Consider the following 22,868-nt stretch of genomic DNA (forward strand, 5'->3'; position numbering starts at 1 on the left):
CTTGCCGTGGGCCGGCACGCGTTCGCGCGGCTCGCGCCGTTCCGGCTTGATCACGTCTTCGATCAGCAATTCCTGGTCGATGGCCCTAACCGGCACTTTTTCGCCGATGTAATCTTCGATGTCGGGCATCGAATAGGCATATTCCTCGCAGATAAAGCTGATCGCTTCGCCGCTGGCGCCGAAACGGGCGGTGCGGCCGATACGGTGTACGTAATCCTCGACATCCTGTGGCAGATCGTAGTTGAACACGTGCGACACATCGGGAATATGCAAGCCGCGCGCCGCGACGTCGGTGGCGATCAGCAAAGTGACCCGGTTTTCCTGGAAGTCGTTGAGCAGGCGCTGACGCTTTTCCTGCGGCACGTCGCCGCTCAGCATCGCTACTTTGTGGCCGTTGGCTTGCAGATAGTCGTCGAGCTGTTCGGCGCAACGCTTGGTGTTGACGAACACGATGCTGCGCACCGGCTGGTGGGTTTTCAACAAACCCAGCAATAGCGGAATTTTCTGATCGTTGGCCGGACAGAACGCGAACTGATTGATGGCCTTGGAGGTGACTTCCTCGGTCTCGATCTTGACCATCACCGGGTTATTCATGTGTTCGTAGGCGAGTTCGGTCACTTTGTAGGACAGTGTGGCCGAAAACAACAGATTCAAACGCTTTTCCGGCGGCGGCATCCGGCGTAGCAGGAAGCGAATGTCCTTGATGAAGCCCAGATCGAACATCCGGTCGGCTTCGTCCATCACCGACACCTGAATATTGTCGAGCGTGAATGCGCCTTGCCGGTAAAAGTCGATAATGCGCCCCGGCGTGCCGATAATGATGTCCACGTCGGTTTTCAGTTTATCGAGTTGCTTCTGGTAATCGGTGCCGCCGTAGATCAGCGCGAATTTCAGATTCAGATAGCGGCTGAGCGCCAGGGCGTCCTTATGAATCTGGATTGCCAGCTCACGGGTCGGCGCCAAAATCAATGCTCTGGGGTTTTTGATCTTTTCGCTTTCGTCGTTGATCAAACGCTGAAAGGTCGCCAACAAAAACGTGGCGGTCTTGCCGGTGCCGGTTTGGGCCTGGCCGGCGACATCGCGGTCGCGTAGCGCAATCGGCAGGGCTCTGTCCTGGATCGGCGAGCATTGGATGAATCCGGCTTCTTTCAAACCTTTGATAATGGAGTCGGACAACTCCAGGTTGCTAAAACGGGTTTCCGTCAAAATTGTTTTTTTCATAACGCGATAGAATACCGTAAAAGCCGTGGCGTTTGAAATCGATTGACAATCGAAGCGGGACGAAACTATAGTCTTGACTTTGCAAACTATTGGAGATTGGCGTGAGTGACCTAGTCCTTCATGTATCGGACGCGGAGTTTAACGATACCGTATTGAAAGCCAGCGGGCCGGTTCTGGTTGATTATTGGGCGGAATGGTGCGGCCCTTGCAAAATGATCGCCCCGGTTCTGGACGAAATCGCCTCGGAATACCAAGGTAAGCTGACCGTGGCCAAACTGAACATCGACGAGAACCCCAAAACTCCGCAACATTACGGCGTGCGCGGCATCCCGACGCTGATGATATTCAAGGGTGGCGAGATCGAAGCTACCAAGGTCGGCGCGCTGACCAAATCCCAATTGGCTGCCTTCATCGATAGCAACCTCTAATTTACCGTATTCGACGTTAACCGGACCGCTGACAAATTAAGTTTGCTAAGTCCGGTTATTGCGCTAGAATTCCCGGCAGCGTATACCCCACACGCGCCTTAGCCGCCCGAACTCAAAACTCCAACAACACACTTACCCCCGCTGTAAACGGCATTCTGCTGCTTTACGTGTTCTTTTTTCCCTAAAACATCATGAATCTTACCGAGTTAAAACTTAAACAAGTCAGTGAAATCATCAATATAGCCGAGTCCCTAGGACTGGAAAACATAGATAGAGCCCGAAAGCAGGAATTGATCTTTTCGATCTTGAAGAAACAGGCTAAAAGCGGCGAGGATATATTTGGCGATGGGGTATTGGAGATTTTGCAGGACGGTTTTGGGTTTTTACGCACCCCCGGCGCATCCTATTTGGCCGGCCCCGACGACATTTACGTTTCGCCCAGCCAGATCAGACGTTTCGGTTTACGCACCGGCGACACGGTAAGCGGCAAGATCAGACCGCCAAAAGAAGGCGAACGCTATTTCGCGATGCTGAAAGTCGAAAGCATCAACTTCGAATCTCCCGAACAATCCAAAAACAAGATTTCCTTTTCCAACCTGACCCCTCTGTTCGCCAATAAGCGTTTTCGCTTGGAGCAAGGTAACGGTACCAGCGAAGATCTTACCGCCCGTATCATCGATTTGGTCGCGCCTATCGGCAAGGGTCAGCGCGGACTAATCGTGTCGCCGCCGAAAGCCGGTAAAACGATGATCATGCAAGCGATCGCCCATGCGATCGCCGAGAAAAACCCGGACTGCTACCTGATCGTATTGTTGATCGACGAACGGCCGGAAGAGGTCACCGAAATGGAACGTTGCGTACGCGGCGAAGTGATTTCCAGCACCTTCGACGAACCGGCGACCCGCCACGTTCAGGTGGCCGAGATGGTGATCGAGAAAGCCCGCCGGTTGGTAGAGCACAAATTCGATGTAGTCATTCTGTTAGACTCGATCACCCGTCTGGCGCGCGCCTACAACATGGTAGTGCCGTCGTCCGGTAAATTGCTGTCCGGCGGTGTCGACGCGAATGCGCTGGAAAAACCTAAGCGCTTTTTCGGCGCGGCTCGAAATATCGAGGAAGGCGGCAGCTTGACGATCATCGCTACCGCGTTGGTCGAGACCGGTTCGCGGATGGACGAGGTGATTTTCGAGGAGTTTAAAGGCACCGGCAACATGGAGTTGCATCTGGAACGTAAGATCGCCGAAAAACGCGTTTATCCGGCCATCAACATCAACCGTTCCGGTACTCGCCGCGAGGAATACTTGGTCGATCCCGACGAACTGCAAAAAACCTGGATTCTGCGCAAGATCCTGCAACCGATGGACGAGTTGGCGGCATCCGAATTCCTGCTGGGCAAACTCAAGGATTTCAAAACCAATGCCGAGTTTTTCGATTCGATGAAACGCTAAACCGTCGGCCGAGGCGGTGCTGTCGCGCCGCCTCGACGTTGCCGATATCCGAATATCGCTTTTTCCCGCCGATCTTTGCTATAGTCCGCCCCCAGACTGTTTGGGGGGACGTGTTTTGCAACGCTCAAGTAAATTTCTTGTCCAGTTTTTGCACTTAACTGGACCATTCTGGAACGCCGAAAACAAGGCGCTTAGCCGTAGCCTGACGCTATCTCTCATCGGGTTGACCGTCGCGCAAATCGCTGTATCGGTGATTATTACCGAGTGGAGCGCGCACCTATTCGATGCTCTTGATCAGCATGACATGAGCAAACTCTGGACTCAAGTCGGCGCGATACTGCTGATTTTCGTCGCCAACATCGGCATCACCGTTACCCACTTAAAAGTCAAACGCCGCTTGCAACTGGAATGGCGAGCCTGGTTGACCGAAAAAATGCTGGGCCAATGGATGCACAAGGGTCGTCATTATCTCGTTACCCATATTCCCGGCAAGCATGACAATCCTGACGGCCGGATTGCCGAGGATATTCGGATCGCTACCGAATATGCGGTGGATTTGTTTCATACCTTGCTGTACTGCGTGCTGTTGTTGATCAGCTTTACCGAGATCCTCTGGTCCTTGTCCGGCACGGTGACCTTGGATCTACTATTCGTTCAAGTGCCCATTCACGGCCATTTGGTGTGGTTGGCGCTGATCTACGCCGCCACCGCCTCGACCTTGGGCTGGCTGATCGGCCGGCCGTTGATCAAGGCCACCGACAACCGCCAGACCGTCGAAGCCAATTTCCGTTTCGGCCTGGTCAAGGCGCGGGAGAACTCGATGGCCATCGCGCTGATCCATGGCGAACCTCATGAAAAGCAACACTTTCAAACGTTGTTTGCCGACATCGTCGCCGCTTGGCACGATCAAACCAAGGCTTGGGAGAAGATTATGCTGTTCAGTTCCGGTTATTCGGTGCTGACGATGGCGTTTCCGATTCTGGTATCCGCGCCGCGCTACATCTTGGGTAGCATCACGCTCGGCGCACTGATGCAATCGGCCCAGGCTTTCCAGCACACGGTGTCCGCTTTGTCCTGGCCTGTCGACAATATGGGCAAGGTCGCGGAATGGCGGGCCTCGGTGGAACGCGTGCTGGGTTTGAGCCAAGGCTTGATCCAGCTCGAACGCGAAATCGCCAAACCCGATCCGCACCGCATTCAAATCCAAAAAGGCAGCGACTCGGTGTTGCGTTTTCGCGATTTGTGTATCGCCCGGTTGGACTCCATTGTCTGCATCGCCAATCTGAACGAGGAGGTTCGTGGTGGCGAGCGCATCCTAATCGGCGGCAACGCATTTTCCGGTAACAAGTTATTCAAGGCGATTGCCGGCTTGTGGCCGTGGGGCGAAGGCGTCATCGAGCTGCCCGACGACGAACCCTTAATGTTCATGCCGCCGCGTCCCTATTTGCCGACCGGCACGTTGCGCGATTCGATTTGTTACCCGGCCTCCGGCACCGCCGTCAAGCAGGATGACCTGGAAGCCGCGCTGTTACTGGCCGGCTTGCCGGAATTGATCGAACCTCTCGACAAATTCGACGACTGGGCGAAATCGTTGGAGCGCGAGCAACAACAGCGGCTGGGCATGGTGCGCTTGCTGTTGCACAAGCCGAAATGGATATTGATGCAGGAGGCTTTCGACTCGTTGGATCCGGATGGCGAATTGGCAATGATCAATCTGATTTTCGAAAGATTGCCGAATTCGGCGTTATTGACGATTACCAAACAACCCAATATTCAAGCCTTACACCAGCGTCAAATCACGCTTTGCTAGTCGAATTGCGGCCGCCCGCGCTGGTGGTGAACAAGCACCGGACCAGTCGTTAAGGCTGGGTCCGGCCGGTTGGGCTAAATTTTTTTTGCACAATGATGAGGTTTTTCGCCGCTGAAACGTCTTATCAAATGAAACCCCGAAAAAGCCCGGCCGCATTTCGCCGCCGGACAAGGAAAAACTGGTGTAGTTCATGATAAAACCAAGACGCTCTAATCGCTCCAAAGCCGACGGCGATGCATTGGCCGTTACATCCGACAGCTTTCCATCGGCGCGTTACTTTCAAATACATTTCGAATATTTGCATGAAATGATCGGCGATTTGCGCCAACAGATCGGGCAAGCCAATCAGCAAATCGCCGAACTGCAACGTCAGTTGCGGAGCGATGTCGATTTGGACGAGATGGGATCTGTCGGTTATCAAGGCGAGAGTCAGGCACGTATCGGCCGGCCGGCCGGCTGAGCCGATCAGACCTTGTAACCGTCGCTGTTTTTTTCGACCCAGCGACTCTGCCCGGCTGCCAGGGTTTCCCGTTTCCAAAACGGTGCCCGACTTTTCAGCGCTTCCATGATGTAGCGGCTGGCATCGAAAGCGTCGCCGCGATGCTCGGCCCAAGCCGCGACCAGAACCAGTGTATCGCCTGGTTGCACCTCGCCGACCCGATGAATCACCAAGGTATCCAGCAGTGCCCAGCGCGAGTTGGCGTCGACCAGGATGGCGGCCAATTGCTTCTCGGTCATGCCTGGGTAATGGTGCAATGTCATGCCGATAACGCCGTCGCCGAGATTGAAATCGCGCATGCTACCGACGAATACCGCGGCCGCGCCGTATTTCCCAATGTGTTCCGCCAGTTCGAATCGCTCGTAGTCCGCCAATAGCGACCAAGGTTCGAACGCTTGTTCCACGATGCGTATCGTCATGTCAGCCGCCGGTCACCGGTGGAAAAAACGCCACTTCGTCACCGTCGCTTAGTGCGGCGTCGCTAGAGGCATAATCCATATTGATTGCAATCAACATATTGTCAGGCCAGGCCAGATCGGGATTCAGACGCCGCCAAAGCGCGCCGGCCGAAATCGGGCCGTCCCACGCGAATTCGTCGGTCTGCCGCCCTACCCGATCTTGCAGGCTGGCGAAATAGAGGACTTTAATCGACATAACAATTTTCCGGAGAATACAATACAAGCCTGTTTTACTACACCGAACACCCAGATGCCAGCAAAGCTCTCTCATTTTAATGCCGTCGGCGAAGCGCACATGGTCGACGTCGGTGATAAAGCCGTGACAGAGCGCACGGCTGTCGGCGAAGGCTATATCGCGATGCAGGATTACACTCTGACGTTGATTATGTCCGGCAGCCATAAAAAAGGCGACGTGCTGGGAATTGCCCGAATCGCCGGCATCATGGCCAGCAAGAAAACCGCCGAGTTGATTCCGCTGTGCCACCCATTGTCGCTGACCCACGTCGAGATCCAACTGGAACCGCAACCCGAATTCAATCGAGTTTATTGTCGAGCCACCGTCAAAACTACCGGGAAAACCGGCGTGGAAATGGAAGCCCTGAATGCTACCCAGGTAGCGCTATTGACGATATATGACATGTGCAAGGCGGTTGATCGCGGCATGACGATACAATCGGTACGCTTGGTGGAAAAAATCGGCGGCAAATCCGGCCACTGGCGCCGCGACGAATCCGAAATCGTTTGATGTCGTCGACCTTTGGCGCCAAGCACGCCAAAGGTATGCCGCGTACCACTGTCAAGCTTTCGGAACAGCGCACGAATTTTACTGGTCAAAACGCCTCTCCATGCTATTTTAAACTTCCATGAAGCGCCTAATTTGCTGAACCGCAACTGGAAAAGGTCGGTTACCGATTCAATTGTCGCCAGAACAGGGTAGAATTAGCGAATGATGATGGCGTTGAATTTGGCAATTGGCTGCCGATATGCAAACGACCGTACTATCGCATCAGGAGTTTCAACCGTTTGACCATGACTTTTAAACCACGCGTCTCAATAGATCATCGCCGCCGACCTGCCTGGTTTACGTTACTGGCTTGCCTCGCGACTTATCAAGGCACGGTTCCAGCGCTAAGTGCGGATGTACCCGCAGCCGCGCCTGTGCTGGAGACCATGCCCCCAAGCCAGGTCAGTCCGCCTACGATTCCGATTCCTGCCGACAATCCTATCGGCGCGATACTGCTCAGCAAACAACACCCTTTGCTGTTGCGCGCCGATTTTAGTCGCGTGAGCGAGCTCGTCAATCAGGTCTACCAGAACAGCCATTTTCAACCGATTTGGTTCTCCGCCGCACGTTCCGAAAAGAATCTGCGCGATTTGATCGATATTTTGAATAACGCGCCTAACGATGCGCTAAATCCGGGCAATTATGATGTCGACCGCATCCGGAATTTGGTTGGCGGCTTAAGTCCGGCCGGAAACGAAATCGCCGGCCACGACGTCGCATTGACGGTGTCGCTAGTGCGCTTCCTGCACGAATTGCGTCAGGGTCAGGTCGAGCCCCGCGAAGTCGGCTATCCGGTGCATATCGCCCCTAAACCAACCTTGGATGTGGCGACCTTGTTACGAGAGCATTTAGATAAGCAGACTCTGCCCGAACTCGTCCAAACTTTCGAGCCGAAAGCCAAGCAGTATCAACAGCTGAAACAGATTCTGAATCGGCTGCGGCAACTGGACCGGCAAAGCGATTTGGCGGAGTTCAAACCCGGACATGCGTTAAGACCCGGCGATCGGCATCCGCAAGTCGCTAATTTGCGTCAACGTTTGGTCGCGCTGGGTGTGGTTGACTCGCTGCAAAGTGGAGACGATACGTATTCTAGCGATTTGGTCGAAGCGGTCAAAAAGATTCAGCAACAGCAAGTGTTGAAGGCCGACGGCGTCATAGGTCCGGCGACACTGGCGGCGTTGAACGCGCAATCCGTCGGCGAAAAAATTGCGCAAATCGAGCTGGCAATGGAACGGGCGCGCTGGATTCCAGATCCCGCCGACGGCCCTATGATAGTCGTCAACATCCCCGCCTTCGAATTGTGGGCGTTTAATTCGACCGACGATGCCAATCCGTTGAACATGAAAGTCATCGTTGGTAAATCCCCGGACAATCAGACGCCGCTACTCTGGGAAGAAATGAAATACCTGGAGTTCATGCCTTACTGGAATATTCCGAAAAGCATTTTCGAGAAGGAAATCTTGCCGAAAACCGCGAATAACGAAGGCTATCTGGCTAGCCAGGATATCGAACTGGTTCGTCACCAAAATAGCGAGGAGCGCGGCGGCGGCAGCTATTTGCGCGCCCGGCAACGGCCCGGCAAGAAAAACCCGCTGGGCCGCGTCAAATTCGTGTTCCCGAACACCGCCGACGTTTATTTGCACGATACGCCGGGCCGGGCGGCTTTCAATCGCCAACGTCGCGACTTGAGTCACGGTTGCGTTCGGGTCGCAGAGCCGGAGCAGTTGGCCGAATTCGTGTTGGGCGATCAACAAGGCTGGGACAAGGAAAGCATTAAATCAGCGATGTCCGCTCCGAAGACTCGCCACGTGACCTTGAAGCGCTCGGTACCGGTGTTGTTTTATTACGGCACCGCGTTCGTCGATCACCAAAACCAGTTGCGCTTTTATCCGGATATTTACCGGCAAGACGAGCAATTGAAAAAAGCCCTACAAAAATTGCAAAACCCGTCGGCGCCGAATGCCGCCGCCAACAATCAATTGGCGGCGAACAAAACCTCGGACCTCCCGACCAATCCGTAATCCGGGATGCCCATAAAAAAAGCGCCTTAAAGGCGCTTTTTTTATGGGCTGGCGAGTTACAAGCTCCAGGTTCTAAACGTTCCGGTATCCAGGTGGATGAAATTCGAGTCCGGATAATAGCCCACTCCGCCGCGATGCATCGCTACCGCCGCATTGTGGATGCGCCGCAGATCGAAGCGTTCGATGCGAATGTCGACCGCCCGGCCATACATATGGAAGCTGTTGTTGGCGACGCCCGAATGTTCGGCGTGCAATTTGGCGTTGGTTAACGGCGAGCGATAACCGCAAATCACATCGAACGGCTGACTTAGACCCAGCATTTGCTTGAGATCGTGTAATTGATCCAAAAGCTCCGGATCGATGGGGTGAACATCATCGGTGCGGTGGTCCCGCAGCAAAAAACTGATTTCGTTCAACGCATCGCTCAGATAGCGGCCTTTTTCAAAATAGGTCAGATTCAAGTGATCGCCGGTATGCGGATTTTGAAAAGCCAGCGAACGATGATTCACCAAGCGTCCCCGGTCCGCTAAAAACATCGGCTCGCGCGGGCCTGGCATCACCAAATCGCGTTGGATCGGTTGAATCTCCGAATGTACTCTACCGCCGTGATAACTATGCCGATTCGCATAGTGATATTCCGTCGTCACGCCGTGTTTTTTTCCGCCGTAAACGTCGTGTACCCGGCTGTTAGGCGCGCCATGCTGGTCCGCCGAAGCGAGACGGGCATGACCGTGATCCGGTCGCGCGGATTTAGCCGATCTGCTTGCTACCGTCATGTTTGATCCCCGGCTGGATCCAGACTTGTGAATTTCTCGCGCCGCCTTAGCGGCGTGTTTAGGTAAGCGCACCGCAGTTCTGCCGGCGGCTGCCGCGCCATGGTTGTGTTCCGATTTTGCCGCCGATTTTTTTGCTGCCTGCACCGCGCCGGGCATCGCTATAGATAAGACAGCGCCGACCGCGAAACGGCCGAAAAAACTACGACGAGAGAGTTCCACCTCGTCCTGTTTGCTGCTGTGATTTTCTAAGTTACGTCTCAGCATCCATCATCTCCCAATTTAACTTCGCTCGGATAGTTATTGATTCCGAAGGCCAAAACCCAAAAAGGTCCGGAACGATTATAGCACTGCATCACGGTTCTGGCCCGTTTTGTGGGAAACCGCGGCTCCCCTTCGGTGCGGCAATGGGTAGGAGCAGCTCAACGCGGCAGGTCTATCCGTTCGAAATATTTTTGCAAGTCGATCCGAATCGGCATGAAGTAAACGTGCAGATCGGCAATGGTGGCGGACGCGATCAGCTGGTTGGCGAAGGCAACGTTCCAGTCGTAATCGGGGCGGAAGTCGGCCGGAAATTTGACCTGGTTTTTGACTTCCCAATAATTCATCGACGCTTTGGTGATGATTGGACTGATCCCGATATAGGTCTCCAGCCCCCGAACCTGCTCGGCATAAATCTCCACCATTCGGCTATCGTAGAACGGTTGCGAAAATAGCCCTGTCGCGCCGGCATCGGCCTTGCGCTGGATGTAGTCGCATTCGTCCCGCAGACCGTGCCGATGCGGGTCGAAACCGGCATAGATATTCAACTCGGGAAAACGCTGATGTGTCGCACGAATCAGATCCACGACATCGGTGTTGTAAAAAGCCCGCTTCAAGCCTTCCGGCGGATCGCCGGTGACCAGCAATACGCTGTCCAACTGGTACTGCTCGATGATCCGGTACAACTCGCCGCTCTCAATCTTGAAATCGATTGCTCGAAAATGCGGAACAAAGCGATATTTGCCGCGATCGATGCGAGTCGCCAATTCCCAACTACGGGTGTCGAAACGCTGGATATCCGGTATGTTGATGATATTGATACCGTTACCCAAACCTTGAACGAAAGCGTATTGTTCATCGAAAGCCGCAAGGCTTCTAGGCACTATTTCAAAAGAGATATTCATGGACGTTGCGTGCAGTGTTGAGCATCGATTCGCCGCTACCGTTAGCGCTTAGGCCGAACCAAAACTCAATCATCCTAGATGGCCTGCTCGGAGATTCGGCTGCCGGCGCTAGCGCTGGTTGCGATGTTAGGGTGTTGAAACGTTTGTTGGACGTTGAGTTAATGAATGTTAGGTTGGCGGCAGCGGATATTTAGGCATTTCCGACGGAGACATCTCCGTCGGGGGGCAATACACACGCTACATCGGGCCGATTGATTCGGTATTCTAGCCGACTCCGGGACAAAAAACGCGTGCGAGACGGTTCGGAACTATTGTGCTAAGGGATGAATTGCTCGCGCGTCTGTTGCTGATGCTGCTGAATTGCCAACTGCAGCTTGTACGCCGCATAGTATTTGTAAATATTGCGCACGTAGGTCGTGGTTTCCCAGCCTATTTTATCGGCGACGACCAATTCCAGGTTATTGAACCAGCGATTGGGGTCGAAGCCGCGCTTTTCCGCCTCATGGCGCAGACGGGTGATGGCGCCAGGGCCGGCATTGTAGCTGGCGAAGGCAAAAAGCGTTCGGTCGTCGTCGCGGAACTCGATGTCGCTGAAGTAACGCGCCATCAAATCGTCCAAATACTTTGCGCCAGCGTGGATGTTGGCTTCCAAACGCCGCACGTCGCCGACGTTTAGGCTCCGGCCGGTGGACGGCAGTACCTGCATCACTCCAATCGCGCCGGTCGGTCCGCGCGCGCTCTGCCTCAGTTGCGATTCCTGAAAACCTTGGGCGGCCAGCATCAGTGGGTCGAAGCGGTATTGGTCGCCGTATTTTTCGAACAGCTTCAGCATATCGGCGAAACGCTGCCATTCCTGATCGGCGGTGTTGTTCCGGATTTGCTCGATGTTTTTATTGAAAGCCACGATGGTTTGTTCGATCAAACGATGTTTTTTGACATCATTGAAATAAAAGTCCCGCAGTACTGTCTGCAATTCGGGGCTTTGCTTGCGAAAAACCCACCCCGACTGTCCGGCGGAGCGCACCGCCACATCGGTCACGGTGATATTGGGCAAAACCTTGGCCCAAATATCCGCCTTCCAATCGTCGACGATGATGATGCCGACCAAGCCGGCATTCAGCATTTCCATTAAATCTTCGTCTTCAATCGCATCCGGTACGGTGACGATATTGACCGGCGCTTTTCCGGCGCTTTTCAGTCGGCCGTTCAACGCGGTCAGGCTGGCGTGGTAGCTGGACGACGGGCGGACATGCACGGTTTTGCCGCTTAAGTCTTCGACGTTAGCGATTACTTCGCCGCCGCGACGAACCAGCGCCAACTCGGAGATCGAATAGTCGTCGGGCACCAGGAAGTCGACCAGATCAAGACGCTCCGGGGTTTTAGTCAGATCGGCGGCGACAATGTCTCCCAAACCGCGGTTGAGATCATCAATCAGCCGGTCGCGAGTCGTCGGCACGATTACGACGGTAATCGGCCGTTTGTGTAACTGCTTGGCGTATTGATGGTTAATGTAACGTTCGAAGTTACGCACCAGTTCGGCGGTTAAACCGCGCTCGCGGCCCTTATCGTGAAAATATAGCGTCCGGCTGTGAGGCGCTAAAACTCGAATTAATCGCCGCTCCAACATTTGCGAGAAATCGCCGACCCAAACCTCGTTGGTCAGCGACAATTGTCGGGTCGAACCGGATGAGGACCGGTTCGGAAATAGGTCGGCATCGGCAAGCGCGGGTTGCGGCAACGCCAGACACAGTAAAAACAGTTTCAGTATGAATTTCGGCATCGGACGATGAATAACACTGCTTTGAAATGATCGAAGACTGGCACTATACCGCGAGCCGGGGACAGGTGGGAACGTCGAGTTGGCATGCGGGGCCGCTTGATTTTCCGAATAGATTTCGTTGTCGAGTCAGCGTGGACGGCTAAGGTGCCGGGGTTACCCCCGTTTCTAATTACCAGGCCTCGAATCCGTGCGTATCGGTAGACTGCCGCCTTCAGGCTACGGGGGTAATGCCGTAAATTACTCGGTCACGACTGGAATCTTGCCAATCTTCGATTGCCATTCCTTGGGAGCGGTGTCGTGTATCGACTCGCCCCGACTATCGACCGCCACCGTCACCGGCATGTCTTCCACCACAAATTCGTGAATCGCTTCCATACCCAGCTCGGGAAAGGCCACGATACGCGCCTGCTTGATGGCCTTGGAGACTAAATAGGCCGCGCCGCCGACCGCGATCAAATAGACGGCTTTGTGCTTGGCAATGGCCGTTATCGCTACAGGGCCGCGTTCGGATTTGCCTATCATGCCCAGCAGACCGGTTTTTTTCAGCACGGTGTCGGTGAAGCTGTCCATTCGCGTTGCGGTGGTGGGACCTGCCGGGCCAACTACTTCGTCGCGTACCGCATCGACCGGACCGACGTAATAAATGAACTTGTCCTTTAAATCCACGCCGTTCGGTAACGGTTCGCCTTTGTTTAAAAGATCGACGATACGCTTGTGGGCGGCGTCGCGGCCGGTCACTAACGTACCGCTGAGCAACAAGGTTTCGCCGGGCTTCCAGTCGGCGACATCTTGCTTGGTCAGGCCGTCGATATTGACCCGCCGCGCCGTGCTGGCGGATTGGGTGATTGCCGGCCAGTCCGATAAACTGGGCGGCGTTAACACGGCTGGGCCCGAGCCGTCCAAGACGAAATGGGCATGGCGGGTGGCTGCACAGTTGGGGATCATCGCCACCGGCTTATTGGCGGCGTGAGTCGGGTAATCGAGGATTTTCACATCCAGCACCGTGGTCAGCCCCCCCAGACCTTGGGCACCGATGCCCAGTGCGTTGACCTTGTCGTACAACTCCAGCCGCAACTCTTCCAGCGCGTTGCTTGGGCCGCGCGCGATCAAGTCCTGAATATCGATAGCGCCCATGCAAGCCTGCTTAGCCAGGATCATGGCTTTCTCGGCGGTGCCGCCGATGCCGATGCCGAGAATGCCGGGCGGGCACCAGCCGGCACCCATGGTCGGCACGGTTTTCATCACCCAATCGGCGATGCTGTCGGCCGGATTCAGCATGACGAATTTGGACTTGGCTTCCGAGCCGCCGCCCTTTGCAGCGACTTCCACGTCCACTTTGTCGCCTGGCACCAGTTCCATATGAATTACCGCCGGCGTATTGTCCTTGGTGTTGATACGCTTGCCGGCCGGATCGGACAGGATGGATGCCCGCAACACGTTATCCGGATGCAGATAAGCCCGCCGTACGCCTTCGTTGACCATCTCGCCGACGCCCAGCTTGGCCTCCCAGCGCACCTCCATGCCGATCTTCAAAAACACCGTGACGATACCGGTGTCCTGACAAATCGGCCGCCGGCCTTCCGCGCACATCCGCGAGTTAATCAGAATCTGCGCCATCGCGTCCTTGGCGGCCGGGCTTTGCTCCTTCAGATACGCCGTGTGTAAGGCGTCGATAAAATCCTGAGGATGGTAGTACGAGATGAATTGCAAGGCATCGGCGATGCTTTGGATGAAATCGTCTTGACGTATCGTTGTCATGGCGCGACTGAAAGCTAAAAATCAGCCCGAAATTTACCACGAAGAGCCGAGGGGTTGTTGGGCACTTTTGAAAGTGCCGGTATTTATCCGTTAGCTCGTCGATACGCGGGAGCCGCAAAATTGCCCCTCAACGCCGCAGGAAGGCCTGGATATTCCGGACAACGGCCAATAGGGGTTTGAAAGTGCGGCGTGCCGCTCTCGATCTCGATGGCCTTGTTTGATTATCGAAGGCATAAATCCGGCATATCGAAGAAGACTTCCAGGCGATCCAGTTCGGTGTTGGCGATTTCCAGCGCGGCATCGAAAGTCGCCAAGTCGCCGGATTGGGTGGCGATATCCAGCATCAGATCGCACATCGATTTGGTTTTGATCAGGGAGTCGCGTTGCCTCTCCAGTTCTTCCTGTTGCTCGTCTGTTATTAAGTAAATTTTCATGACAACTATCCTTTACCGTCCACGGTCAGTCCAATGTCAGCATCGCCATTTTTCTTTGAAAGAATTTACGATTTGGCAATCTGGTTTGATTAAAAATGTGATCAATTTTGCAATTATCGGCTTGTTGCGTATGGTCGCCTTGAAAGCGCCGGCCTGGAATTGTTCGAAGGTCCAGTGCGCGACCATGATGACGGTGCGGATGTCGGGAAGATTTTTGACATGCGTCGGCGCTGGTCGGTGGGAACCGCGCGGTTCGCAACGCATTGAAACTATGGATGTGGAGTGTGAGGATTCAGTCGGGTGGACACCGCGCGGGCCGGCTCGCGCTGCAACCGGAATTTGCCAGTGCGGTTAAGGCCGGGCTTGGCGGCATTCGACTTACCGTACGACTTACGTTAGGCCTTGGGACTAACCAAGACCGTCCCCGCCCGCCGTTCTCAAATAGCCGCTTTTGATCGCTTGAGCCAGCTCGTGTACCGCCATCGCATAATGGGTGCTGTGGTTGTAACGGGTAATGACGTAAAAGTTGGGGTGCCCCAGCCGGTACTCGTCGCGGTCATGATGGCGGAGCAACAGCAAACTGAGCGGGTAATCACAGCGGCAGGATTCCGCCGGTTTCAGCCCCGCGTCGGTCAGTTTGTCCAGCGAATACCGGCTGTCGAAGCCGATTTCCAATTCGGCGGCGGGTTGGCCGGACGCGGCGGAAACCACCGGTTGACCGGCTTGCCAGCCGTGTTCGGCAAAATAGTGGGCGACGCTGCCGATCGCGTCTTCCGGATTCCATAGATCGCGGCGGCCATCGCCGTTGAAGTCGACCGCCCATTGCAAAAAGCTGCTGGGCATGAACTGACCCAAGCCCATCGCGCCGGCGAACGAGCCGACCGGCTTGCCGGGGTCCACGCCTTCGGCACGGGTCATGACCAGAAAATTCTCCAGTTCGCCTCGGAAATACTCGCCCCGGCGCTGGTAATCGAAGGCCAAGGTGGTTAGGGCGTCGATGACGCGGTGATTGCCGACGAAACCGCCGAACGTGGTTTCCACCGCCAGAATGCCAAGGATGTACTCGGCCGGCACGCCGTATTCGCGGCTGGCGCGTTGCAGCGAGGATCGGTACTTTTGCCAGAAAGCGACGCCGGCGTCGATATGACGGGCGTCGAGAAATTGGGCGCGATAGCGGCTCCAGCCGCCCTTGGCCGGCTTGCCCTTCATCGCTTGGTCCGACTTGGCGAGGTAGTCCAGAGTCCATTGCTTGCGCTTGGCTTGGCTGAACAGGCCGTACAGATATTCGCGATGGAAGCCGTGCTTTTGGCTGATGTCGTCAATAAAACGGCCGAGCGCTGGGTATCCGGCGTAATCGCCGGATACCGAAGAGGCCCGATAGTTGCCCGGTTCGGCCAGCGGTCTTAAATCGGGTGTCGCGGTACGGCCGCGTTCCGGCGGCGCTTGCCGGGTTGGACTGTAAGCCCGCTCGGAGGGCGCGTTCTTGGAAATGGGTTGAGAGCTGCAGCCATCCAGCAGCGCAATCAGCAGGACGGCGGCGATTTTGTTGGCGCGCGGAGAATTCGGAGGTTTCAAAGGTCGGGTTACCCAATGCTATTTATACAGCGCGCCTCCGTCGTCGTCGTTTTCTTCCAGCATCATGTCCTTGACCTCGAAATTGACGTTTTCGGCGCCCAGTTTGATCATCAGGCGGACTTCGTTGCGGGAGTCGGCGGCGTGCAGCGCGTCTTCGTAGCTAATTTTACCGGCTGCGTACAAATCGTAAAGCGCTTGGTCGAAAGTCTGCATGCCGTGTTCGCGCGAATTCTTCATCAATTCCTTCAATTTATGCACTTCGCCCTTGCGGATCATGTCCGACACCAGCGGGGTGTTCAACAGAATTTCGATCGCCGGATAGCGGCCCTTGCCGTCCGAGCGCTGCACCAGTTGTTGGGCGACGATACCACGCAGATTCAACGATAGGTCCATGAACAATTGGCTATGCATCTCCTCCGGAAAGAAATGCAGAATCCGGTCCAACGCTTGGTTGGCGTTGTTGGCATGCAAGGTACAAACGCACAAGTGACCGGTTTCGGCGAAGGTGATGGCGTGCTGCATCGTGTCGCGGGTGCGTACCTCGCCGATCAGGATCACGTCGGGCGCTTGCCGCAAGGTGTTTTTCAGCGCGACTTCGAAGGACTCGGTATCCAGGCCCACCTCGCGCTGCGTCACAATACAGCCTTGGTGCGGATGGATGAACTCGATCGGGTCCTCGATCGAAATGATGTGGCCGCTGGTGTTTTCGTTGCGATGCCGAATCAGCGCCGCCAGCGATGTGGATTTACCGGTGCCGGTCGCGCCGACGAACATCACCAGACCGCGCTTATACATGATCAAGTCTTTCAGCACCGGCGGCAGGTGCAGTTGTTCGGCGGTCGGAATCGTGGTTTCGATGCGGCGTAACACCATGCCGGCCGAATCGCGTTGAGTGAAGGCGCTTACCCGGAAGCGTCCCAATTCACTGACACTCAGCGCGAACTGGCATTCCTTGGTATTCTCGAACTCGTCGCGCTGGCGTTGCGACATCACGCTGAGCACCAGTTTCATGGTTTGTTCGCTGTTCAAAACACCCTTGGATACTTCGACGACCTTGCCGTCCACTTTCATCGACGGCGCCCGGCCGGCGGTAATGAACAGGTCGGACGCTCTTTTCTCAACCATCAGCGCCAATAAGGCTTTAAAGTCCATGGCCCCTCCTTAACCTCAGCGGAACATATCTTTGTTGACCGCGCGCGTCATCGCCGCCTTCGCGGTGATCAAACCCTTATCAACCAGCTCCTTCAGGTTTTGATCCAGCGTCTGCATGCCGTCCTTGCGGCCGGTTTGGATCGCCGAATACATTTGCGCCACCTTGGCCTCGCGGATCAGGTTGCGAATCGCCGGCGTGCCGACCATGATTTCGTGCGCGGCGATTCGGCCGCCGCCGACTTTCTTCAGCAGCGTTTGAGAAATTACCGCTTGCAAGGACTCCGACAGCATGGCCCGGATCATGTCTTTCTCGGCGGCGGGGAACACGTCGATAATCCGGTCTATGGTTTTCGCGGCCGAGGTGGTGTGCAGCGTGCCGAACACCAAGTGGCCGGTTTCCGCGGCGGTCAGCGCCAGCCGGATGGTTTCCAGGTCGCGCATCTCGCCGACCAGGATGATGTCGGGGTCTTCCCGCAAGGCCGAGCGCAAGGCTTCGTTAAAACCCAAGGTATCGCGGTGAATTTCGCGTTGGTTGATCAGCGATTTCTGGCTTTCGTGAACGAATTCGATCGGGTCTTCGACGGTCAGGATGTGCGCGTAATCGTTGGTGTTGATGTGATTGATCATCGCCGCTAGCGTCGTCGACTTACCGGAACCGGTCGGTCCGGTCACCAGGATCAAGCCGCGCGGTTTGGTACACAGTTCCGCGAAAAATTTCGGCGCGTCCAAATCTTCCAACGTCAGCACCTTGGACGGAATGGTCCGGAACACGCCGGCCGCGCCGCGATCCTGATTGAAAGCGTTGACCCGGAATCGAGCCACGCCGGGCAACGCGAACGAAAAGTCGGTCTCCAGAAACTCCTCGTAATCGCGGCGCTGCTTGTCGTTCATGATGTCGTAGATCAGCGCGTGGACTTCCTTGTGATTGAGCGGCGGGATGTTGATCCGCCGGATGTCGCCGTCCACCCGGATCATCGGCGGCAAGCCGGCGGACAAGTGCAGGTCCGAGGCTTTGTTTTTAACGGAAAAAGTCAGCAATTCTGCGATGTCCATGGGGCGGGGTCCAACGAAAAAAGGTGGTGGGCAAAGGATAGTACAAAATCCGAATCGGCGGCGGGGATGCGCGCCGAACCCGCCGGAAACGACAGGCTTGGACGTCACGATGCCGCGAACCCTGGCCGCCGGAATGGTTGCGGCCCTGAAGGCCCGGCCGTTGTTTTTGAATGCGGGGTTCAGGCCCGAGGGCTCGCGTCATCCGTCTGGAACCACTGAAGGTGATTCCTCGGCGGGTTTACTGTTGCTCCGCGCAGCGTATACAGAGCGCGGCGTAGGGCAACGCGGCCAGCCGGGCGGGCTTGATCGGCTCGCCGCAGCGTTGGCAGATGCCGTAGGTGCCGGCGTCGATGCGGATGATCGCTTGCTTGATTTTTTCGACTTCGTCCCGAGTGACGTTGCCGATGGCATCCAGCACTTCGTCGTTCTCGGTTTGGGTCGCTTGTTCGGAAAAATCGCGGTCCAGCGCTTGGTCGATGTGCTTAACGTCGTCGGTAATTTTACCGAGGCGGTCGTCCAGCTCTTCCAGCATGTTCAAAAGCTGGTCGCGCACGTCGTCGTAGTCTTTCATAAGCGTCTCCGCGGTCCGGCCGGATCGCATGGGTGTTGGGGCTGTCGGCTTTATACAACGAAGCCGATGGCGGGTGCAACCGGGCTGGACTATACTCGGCCGCAGCCCTTTCGCTACCGACATTTCTCCGATGGATCTCGCCCTCGAACGCTTATTGGACACCGCTAACCGGATTATCCTCGGCAAGCCCCGCCAAATCCGGTTGGCGGTTTGCTGCCTGCTGGCCAGAGGGCATCTGTTGATCGAGGACATTCCGGGCGTCGGCAAAACCACGCTGGCGCACACTCTGGCCAAACTGTTCGGGATGGAGTACCAGCGCATCCAATTCACCAGCGACATCTTGCCCGCCGATATTCTCGGCTCGTCGGTCTTCGATGCCCAACGCCAGAGTTTTACGTTTCACGCCGGACCGATTTTCAAGCAAATGGTGCTGGCCGACGAAATCAACCGGGCCACACCCAAGGCCCAAAGCGCGTTGCTGGAGGCGATGGAAGAGCGTCAGGTCACGATAGAAGGCAAGACCTATCCGTTGCCGCGGCCGTTTTTCGTGATCGCGACCCAGAATCCGGCTCACCAGATCGGCACTTTCCCGCTGCCGGAATCGCAGGTGGATCGGTTTTTGATGCGGATCGAACTGGGTTATCCCGATCGCCAGGCCGAACGCGAATTGCTAAGCGGCCGTCCCCGCCATGCCTTGATCGACAATCTGCCGGTGGTGATCGGCGCCGGCGAATTGCTCGAAATGCAATTGGCGGCGACCGAGGTTCACGTTTCGCCGGCCTTGCTGGATTATCTGCAAGGCATCTTGGATTTCAGCCGCCACCACCCGGATTACGCCAGCGGCTTGTCGCCGCGTGGCGGATTGGGCTTATTGGCCGCTGCTAGGGCTTGGGCGTTTCTGGACCGGCGCAAGGCGGTCTTGCCGGAAGACTTGCAAGCCGTGTTGCCGGCGGTGGCCGGCCATCGCTTGCAGGCGGGGGTTGTCGATTCGGCGGCCACCGTCGCGCCGATACTCGAACAAGTCGCCGTGTTGTGAGCCTGAAGCTGTCGGAACGCTTTCGCCTGTCCCGCTTCATTCGCGGCGAAGCGCCGTCCGGCGACGCGATAGAACTCAATCACCGGCGCATCTTCATTATTCCCAACCGGCGGGGATTGTTGTTCGTTGGCTTGATCGGCGTGCTATTGCTGATCGGCTACGTTTACGGCAACAACCTGTGCTACTTGTTGGGGTTTTTGTTGGCCGGCGTTTTTTTCGTGACGATACTGCATACCTATCTGGCGCTGGCGGGCTTGGTGGTGCGGGCCGGGCGGCAGGCACCGGTATTCGCGGGCCAACCGGCCGCTTACGCTTTTACGCTGGAACCGGGCCGGCGACCTCGTCCAAATCTCGAGTTGAGTTTGCGGAGTCGCTTGACGGTGGAATTGCCGGCCGAACAAAGCCGTACCGTCACGTTATTCGAGACTGCCGCCCTGCGCGGACGGCGCCAACCGGGCACTTTAACCGTCACCAGTAGTTATCCGCTGGGTATATTTCGGGCTTGGTCGCCGTTGCGTTTCGATAGTCCGTTGCTGGTTTACCCTAAACCGGCCGAGCCGGGCGTGCCGTTTCCCGAGCAAGCCGGCGGCGACGGCCGGGCAGGCTATCGGGCGCGCGGCGGCGACGAGTTCAACGGATTGCGGGCCTACCAACTCGGCGACACCCTTCGGCAGATCGATTGGAAGACTTACGCCAAGGGCCAGGGCGTGCATAGCAAACAGTACGGCGGCAATACCGCCGCCGAGCTGTGGCTGGATTTGCAAGCGGCGTCCGGCCACCATTTGGAGGAACGCTTGAGTTTGCTGTGCCGCTGGGTGGTGGACGCCGAACATGCCGGCCTGCGTTACGGCTTGGTTCTACCCAATCTGCGCCTGGCGCCCGATCGCGGTACCCAGCATTATCGGCGCTGCCTGGAAGCGCTGGCGGTGTTCGGCGTATGACCGACTATTTACCGGACCGCCTGCTCTGGTTTGTGTTGGCATCCACCGGCCTGATCGTGTTGCCGCACGCCTGGCACGTGCCGCTGCCGCTGTTCGGTTTTTTCCTATTGCCGCTGGGTTGGCGATGCGTGGGTATCGGCCGGCCGGACTGCTTGCCGGGCAAGTGGCTGTTGTTCGCGCTGACCGTGGCCGGGCTGGCCTTGCTGTTCAGTCAGCAGCGCGGCGTGTTCGGCCGCGATGCCGGCACCGGTTTATTCGTGGTGTCGCTGGGCTTGAAATTGCTGGAAATTCGCGGCCGGCGCGACGTCTACGTGATCGTGTTTTTGTCGTTCATCGTCGCCGCCACCCAATTTCTTTACGAAGAAAGCATCTTGATGGCCGGCTATATTGCGCTGGTCTGCGTCCTAGGCTTGGCGACCTTGATTACGTTGAACAGCCGGACGCCGCGCACCGGCGCGGCGCTGTGGAGTGCCGGGCGCTTGATCGCCCAGGCTGTTCCGGCCGCGCTGGTGTTGTTCGTATTGTTTCCGCGACTGGAGGCGCCGCGCTGGAGTTGGTTGCAGGATACCGACAGGGCCAGGAGCGGCTTGAGCAATAAGCTGGAGCCGGGCGCCATCGCCGAACTGAGTCTGTCCGGCGACCTGGTATTCCGGGTGAAGTTCGCCGGCGAGCCGCCGCCGCCGCGTCAGCGTTACTGGCGCGGGCCGATTTACGCCTTCACCGACGGCGTGGTTTGGCAGCAACTGCCCTATGCCGGTCGCGGCGAAACCGATCCGGCCTTCGATACGACTCGGATTTACGACTACACGCTGTTGATGGAGCCGCAAAACCAGCATTGGGTCTACGCGCTGGATTTACCTTACCGCTATCCGCCCGAATTGCGCCGCAACGGCTTGTACCAATTGCTGGCCGACAACAACCCCGGCGAGCGCGCCGAATATCGGCTGGTGTCGGTCCCCAACTACCGGACCGGCGACCTCGACGATTCGGGGCGCCGGGAAAACCTGCAACTGCCGGGCAAGCTGGCGCCCAGAATCCAAGCGCTGGTCGAGCGCTTGCGCGACGGCGATGCCGATCCGGAACGCTTCATCACTCGACTACTCGGGTATTTTCGCGAGCAGAATTTTCGTTACACGCTGACGCCGCCGACTATGCCGGTCAAACCGATCGAAGCGTTTTTGTTCGACCAGCGGGCCGGCTTCTGCAGTCACTACGCGACCGCGTTCGTTTATGTGTTGCGGGCGGCGGGCATTCCGGCGCGGGTGGTGGGCGGTTATCAGGGCGGCCAGTTCAACGCGGTCGGCGGATTTCTGGAAGTTCGCCAGGCCGACGCGCATGCCTGGGCGGAAGTCTGGCTGGCGGAACGCGGCTGGGTACGCTTCGATCCGACCGCGGCGATTGCGCCGGAACGTATCGAGCGCGGCGTCGATATCGACTTGCAGGTTGCCAGCGGCGCGGTGAACTTTAGGACTTCCAATTTCGATCCAACGGCGCTGAGCTGGTTGCAACGCGGTGCTCAGTTGTGGAGCAACGTCGATTATCAATGGCAGCGCTGGGTCATCAATTACGATAACGCCAGTCAGCGCGAATTTCTGACGGCGCTGGGGATCCAGGATTGGTTGACGCTGGCCTACTGGCTGTTTGCCAGTTTGGCCGGCATCGGCGGGCTACTGGCCTGGCGTTTGTTGAAACCCTTGCGTCGGCGCCGGGACCCGGTCGCCGAGTTGTATAGACGCTTCGTCGCGCGCTTGGTCAAAGCGGGATTGATGGCCAAACCGGGGTACGGTCCGAGCGAATTGGCGGATCAGCTTCGCCGGCTAAGACCCGATTTAGCCGAACCGGCCGGCCGCATCGCCGAAACGTTTAACCGTCTGTATTTCGAGGAAACCGGCGAAGACGTCGATCTAAGCGATTTGAAACGGCGGATCGACGCTCTACGCTGATCGGCCCGGATCGGCCC

At 56.7% G+C, this 22,868-nt stretch carries 21 protein-coding genes; 9 read left to right on the forward strand and 12 right to left on the reverse strand.

Going from position 1 to position 22,868, the window contains the following annotated elements; genetic code table 11:
• Window positions 1-1,221: DEAD/DEAH box helicase (locus BJL95_RS18195; RefSeq protein WP_071160000.1), on the reverse strand; the 1,221-nt coding region annotated here is incomplete at its 3' end.
• A 101-nt stretch (window positions 1,222-1,322) separates the two neighbouring features.
• On the opposite strand from BJL95_RS18195, the gene trxA reads away from it, so the two are divergent.
• From trxA to BJL95_RS18215, 4 genes are all read left to right on the forward strand, one after another.
• Window positions 1,323-1,649: a thioredoxin TrxA gene (trxA, locus tag BJL95_RS18200; RefSeq protein WP_064025458.1), complete on the forward strand. Its 327-nt coding sequence runs from the start codon at window positions 1,323-1,325 to the stop codon at window positions 1,647-1,649.
• Window positions 1,650-1,840: 191 nt separating this feature from the next.
• Window positions 1,841-3,097, forward strand: coding sequence for a transcription termination factor Rho (rho, locus tag BJL95_RS18205; protein WP_064025460.1), 1,257 nt, complete (start codon window positions 1,841-1,843; stop codon window positions 3,095-3,097).
• A 148-nt stretch (window positions 3,098-3,245) separates the two neighbouring features.
• On the forward strand, window positions 3,246-4,907 hold the full coding sequence (locus BJL95_RS18210; protein WP_331710110.1) for an ABC transporter ATP-binding protein/permease: 1,662 nt from the start codon (window positions 3,246-3,248) through the stop codon (window positions 4,905-4,907).
• Between the two features lie 190 nt (window positions 4,908-5,097).
• Window positions 5,098-5,367, forward strand: coding sequence for a hypothetical protein (locus BJL95_RS18215; protein WP_064025464.1), 270 nt, complete (start codon window positions 5,098-5,100; stop codon window positions 5,365-5,367).
• 5 nt (window positions 5,368-5,372) lie between these two features.
• Here BJL95_RS18215 and BJL95_RS18220 read toward each other — a convergent pair whose 3' ends face one another.
• Together BJL95_RS18220 and BJL95_RS18225 are read right to left on the reverse strand one after the other, a co-directional pair.
• On the reverse strand, window positions 5,373-5,825 hold the full coding sequence (locus BJL95_RS18220; protein ID WP_071160002.1) for a molybdenum cofactor biosynthesis protein MoaE: 453 nt from the start codon (window positions 5,823-5,825) through the stop codon (window positions 5,373-5,375).
• A gap of 1 nt (window position 5,826) precedes the next feature.
• Window positions 5,827-6,060, reverse strand: a complete 234-nt coding sequence (locus BJL95_RS18225) for a MoaD/ThiS family protein (RefSeq protein ID WP_071160005.1) — start codon at window positions 6,058-6,060, stop codon at window positions 5,827-5,829.
• A gap of 54 nt (window positions 6,061-6,114) precedes the next feature.
• Between BJL95_RS18225 and moaC the strand changes: the two genes are divergently transcribed.
• Complete coding sequence (moaC, locus tag BJL95_RS18230) at window positions 6,115-6,609, forward strand: cyclic pyranopterin monophosphate synthase MoaC (RefSeq protein ID WP_064025471.1); 495 nt, start codon at window positions 6,115-6,117, stop codon at window positions 6,607-6,609.
• A gap of 425 nt (window positions 6,610-7,034) precedes the next feature.
• The gene (locus BJL95_RS18235; protein WP_071160304.1) at window positions 7,035-8,669 is read left to right on the forward strand and encodes a murein L,D-transpeptidase; all 1,635 of its coding nucleotides are present in this window, start codon (window positions 7,035-7,037) and stop codon (window positions 8,667-8,669) included.
• 56 nt (window positions 8,670-8,725) lie between these two features.
• On the opposite strand, the gene BJL95_RS18240 is transcribed toward BJL95_RS18235, so the two are convergent.
• The 9 genes from BJL95_RS18240 to BJL95_RS18285 all read right to left on the reverse strand — a co-directional run bounded on the left by BJL95_RS18240 (window position 8,726) and on the right by BJL95_RS18285 (window position 18,931).
• A complete protein-coding gene (locus BJL95_RS18240) occupies window positions 8,726-9,709 on the reverse strand; it encodes a DUF882 domain-containing protein (RefSeq protein ID WP_071160006.1) in 984 nt (327 codons plus the stop codon).
• Window positions 9,710-9,864: 155 nt separating this feature from the next.
• Window positions 9,865-10,608, reverse strand: coding sequence for a methylenetetrahydrofolate reductase (locus BJL95_RS18245; RefSeq protein WP_071160008.1), 744 nt, complete (start codon window positions 10,606-10,608; stop codon window positions 9,865-9,867).
• 316 nt (window positions 10,609-10,924) lie between these two features.
• Window positions 10,925-12,388 (reverse strand): transporter substrate-binding domain-containing protein, encoded by a 1,464-nt coding sequence (locus BJL95_RS18250; RefSeq protein WP_083386154.1) that lies wholly within the window; start codon window positions 12,386-12,388, stop codon window positions 10,925-10,927.
• Between the two features lie 237 nt (window positions 12,389-12,625).
• Entirely contained in the window at window positions 12,626-14,146 is a 1,521-nt protein-coding gene (locus BJL95_RS18255; protein WP_071160010.1) for a fumarate hydratase, read from the reverse strand.
• A 221-nt stretch (window positions 14,147-14,367) separates the two neighbouring features.
• Entirely contained in the window at window positions 14,368-14,580 is a 213-nt protein-coding gene (locus tag BJL95_RS18260; protein ID WP_071160012.1) for a hypothetical protein, read from the reverse strand.
• 408 nt (window positions 14,581-14,988) lie between these two features.
• Window positions 14,989-16,155 (reverse strand): lytic murein transglycosylase B, encoded by a 1,167-nt coding sequence (gene mltB / locus BJL95_RS18270; protein ID WP_071160016.1) that lies wholly within the window; start codon window positions 16,153-16,155, stop codon window positions 14,989-14,991.
• 18 nt (window positions 16,156-16,173) lie between these two features.
• Window positions 16,174-17,307 carry a PilT/PilU family type 4a pilus ATPase gene (locus tag BJL95_RS18275; protein WP_064026987.1) on the reverse strand — a complete coding sequence of 378 codons (1,134 nt, stop codon included), beginning with the start codon at window positions 17,305-17,307 and terminating at the stop codon, window positions 16,174-16,176.
• A 15-nt stretch (window positions 17,308-17,322) separates the two neighbouring features.
• Window positions 17,323-18,360 (reverse strand): type IV pilus twitching motility protein PilT, encoded by a 1,038-nt coding sequence (locus BJL95_RS18280; protein WP_064026984.1) that lies wholly within the window; start codon window positions 18,358-18,360, stop codon window positions 17,323-17,325.
• A 238-nt stretch (window positions 18,361-18,598) separates the two neighbouring features.
• Window positions 18,599-18,931: a TraR/DksA family transcriptional regulator gene (locus BJL95_RS18285; RefSeq protein WP_064026982.1), complete on the reverse strand. Its 333-nt coding sequence runs from the start codon at window positions 18,929-18,931 to the stop codon at window positions 18,599-18,601.
• A gap of 130 nt (window positions 18,932-19,061) precedes the next feature.
• Here BJL95_RS18285 and BJL95_RS18290 point away from each other — a divergent pair, with 130 nt between their 5' ends.
• The 3 genes from BJL95_RS18290 to BJL95_RS18300 are packed head-to-tail and all read left to right on the forward strand — an operon-like array spanning window position 19,062 to window position 22,851.
• The gene (locus BJL95_RS18290) at window positions 19,062-19,967 is read left to right on the forward strand and encodes a MoxR family ATPase (protein WP_071160018.1); all 906 of its coding nucleotides are present in this window, start codon (window positions 19,062-19,064) and stop codon (window positions 19,965-19,967) included.
• Window positions 19,964-20,908: a DUF58 domain-containing protein gene (locus BJL95_RS18295; protein ID WP_071160020.1), complete on the forward strand. Its 945-nt coding sequence runs from the start codon at window positions 19,964-19,966 to the stop codon at window positions 20,906-20,908. Before BJL95_RS18290 ends, BJL95_RS18295 begins: the two co-directional genes overlap by 4 nt.
• Window positions 20,905-22,851 carry a DUF3488 and transglutaminase-like domain-containing protein gene (locus BJL95_RS18300; protein WP_071160022.1) on the forward strand — a complete coding sequence of 649 codons (1,947 nt, stop codon included), beginning with the start codon at window positions 20,905-20,907 and terminating at the stop codon, window positions 22,849-22,851. The genes BJL95_RS18295 and BJL95_RS18300 overlap by 4 nt, the downstream gene beginning before the upstream one ends.
• The last annotated feature ends 17 nt before the right edge of the window (window positions 22,852-22,868 follow it).

The sequence above is a fragment of the Methylomonas sp. LWB genome (assembly GCF_001856095.1).
GTDB classification, from domain to species: Bacteria; Pseudomonadota; Gammaproteobacteria; order Methylococcales; family Methylomonadaceae; genus Methylomonas; species Methylomonas koyamae_A.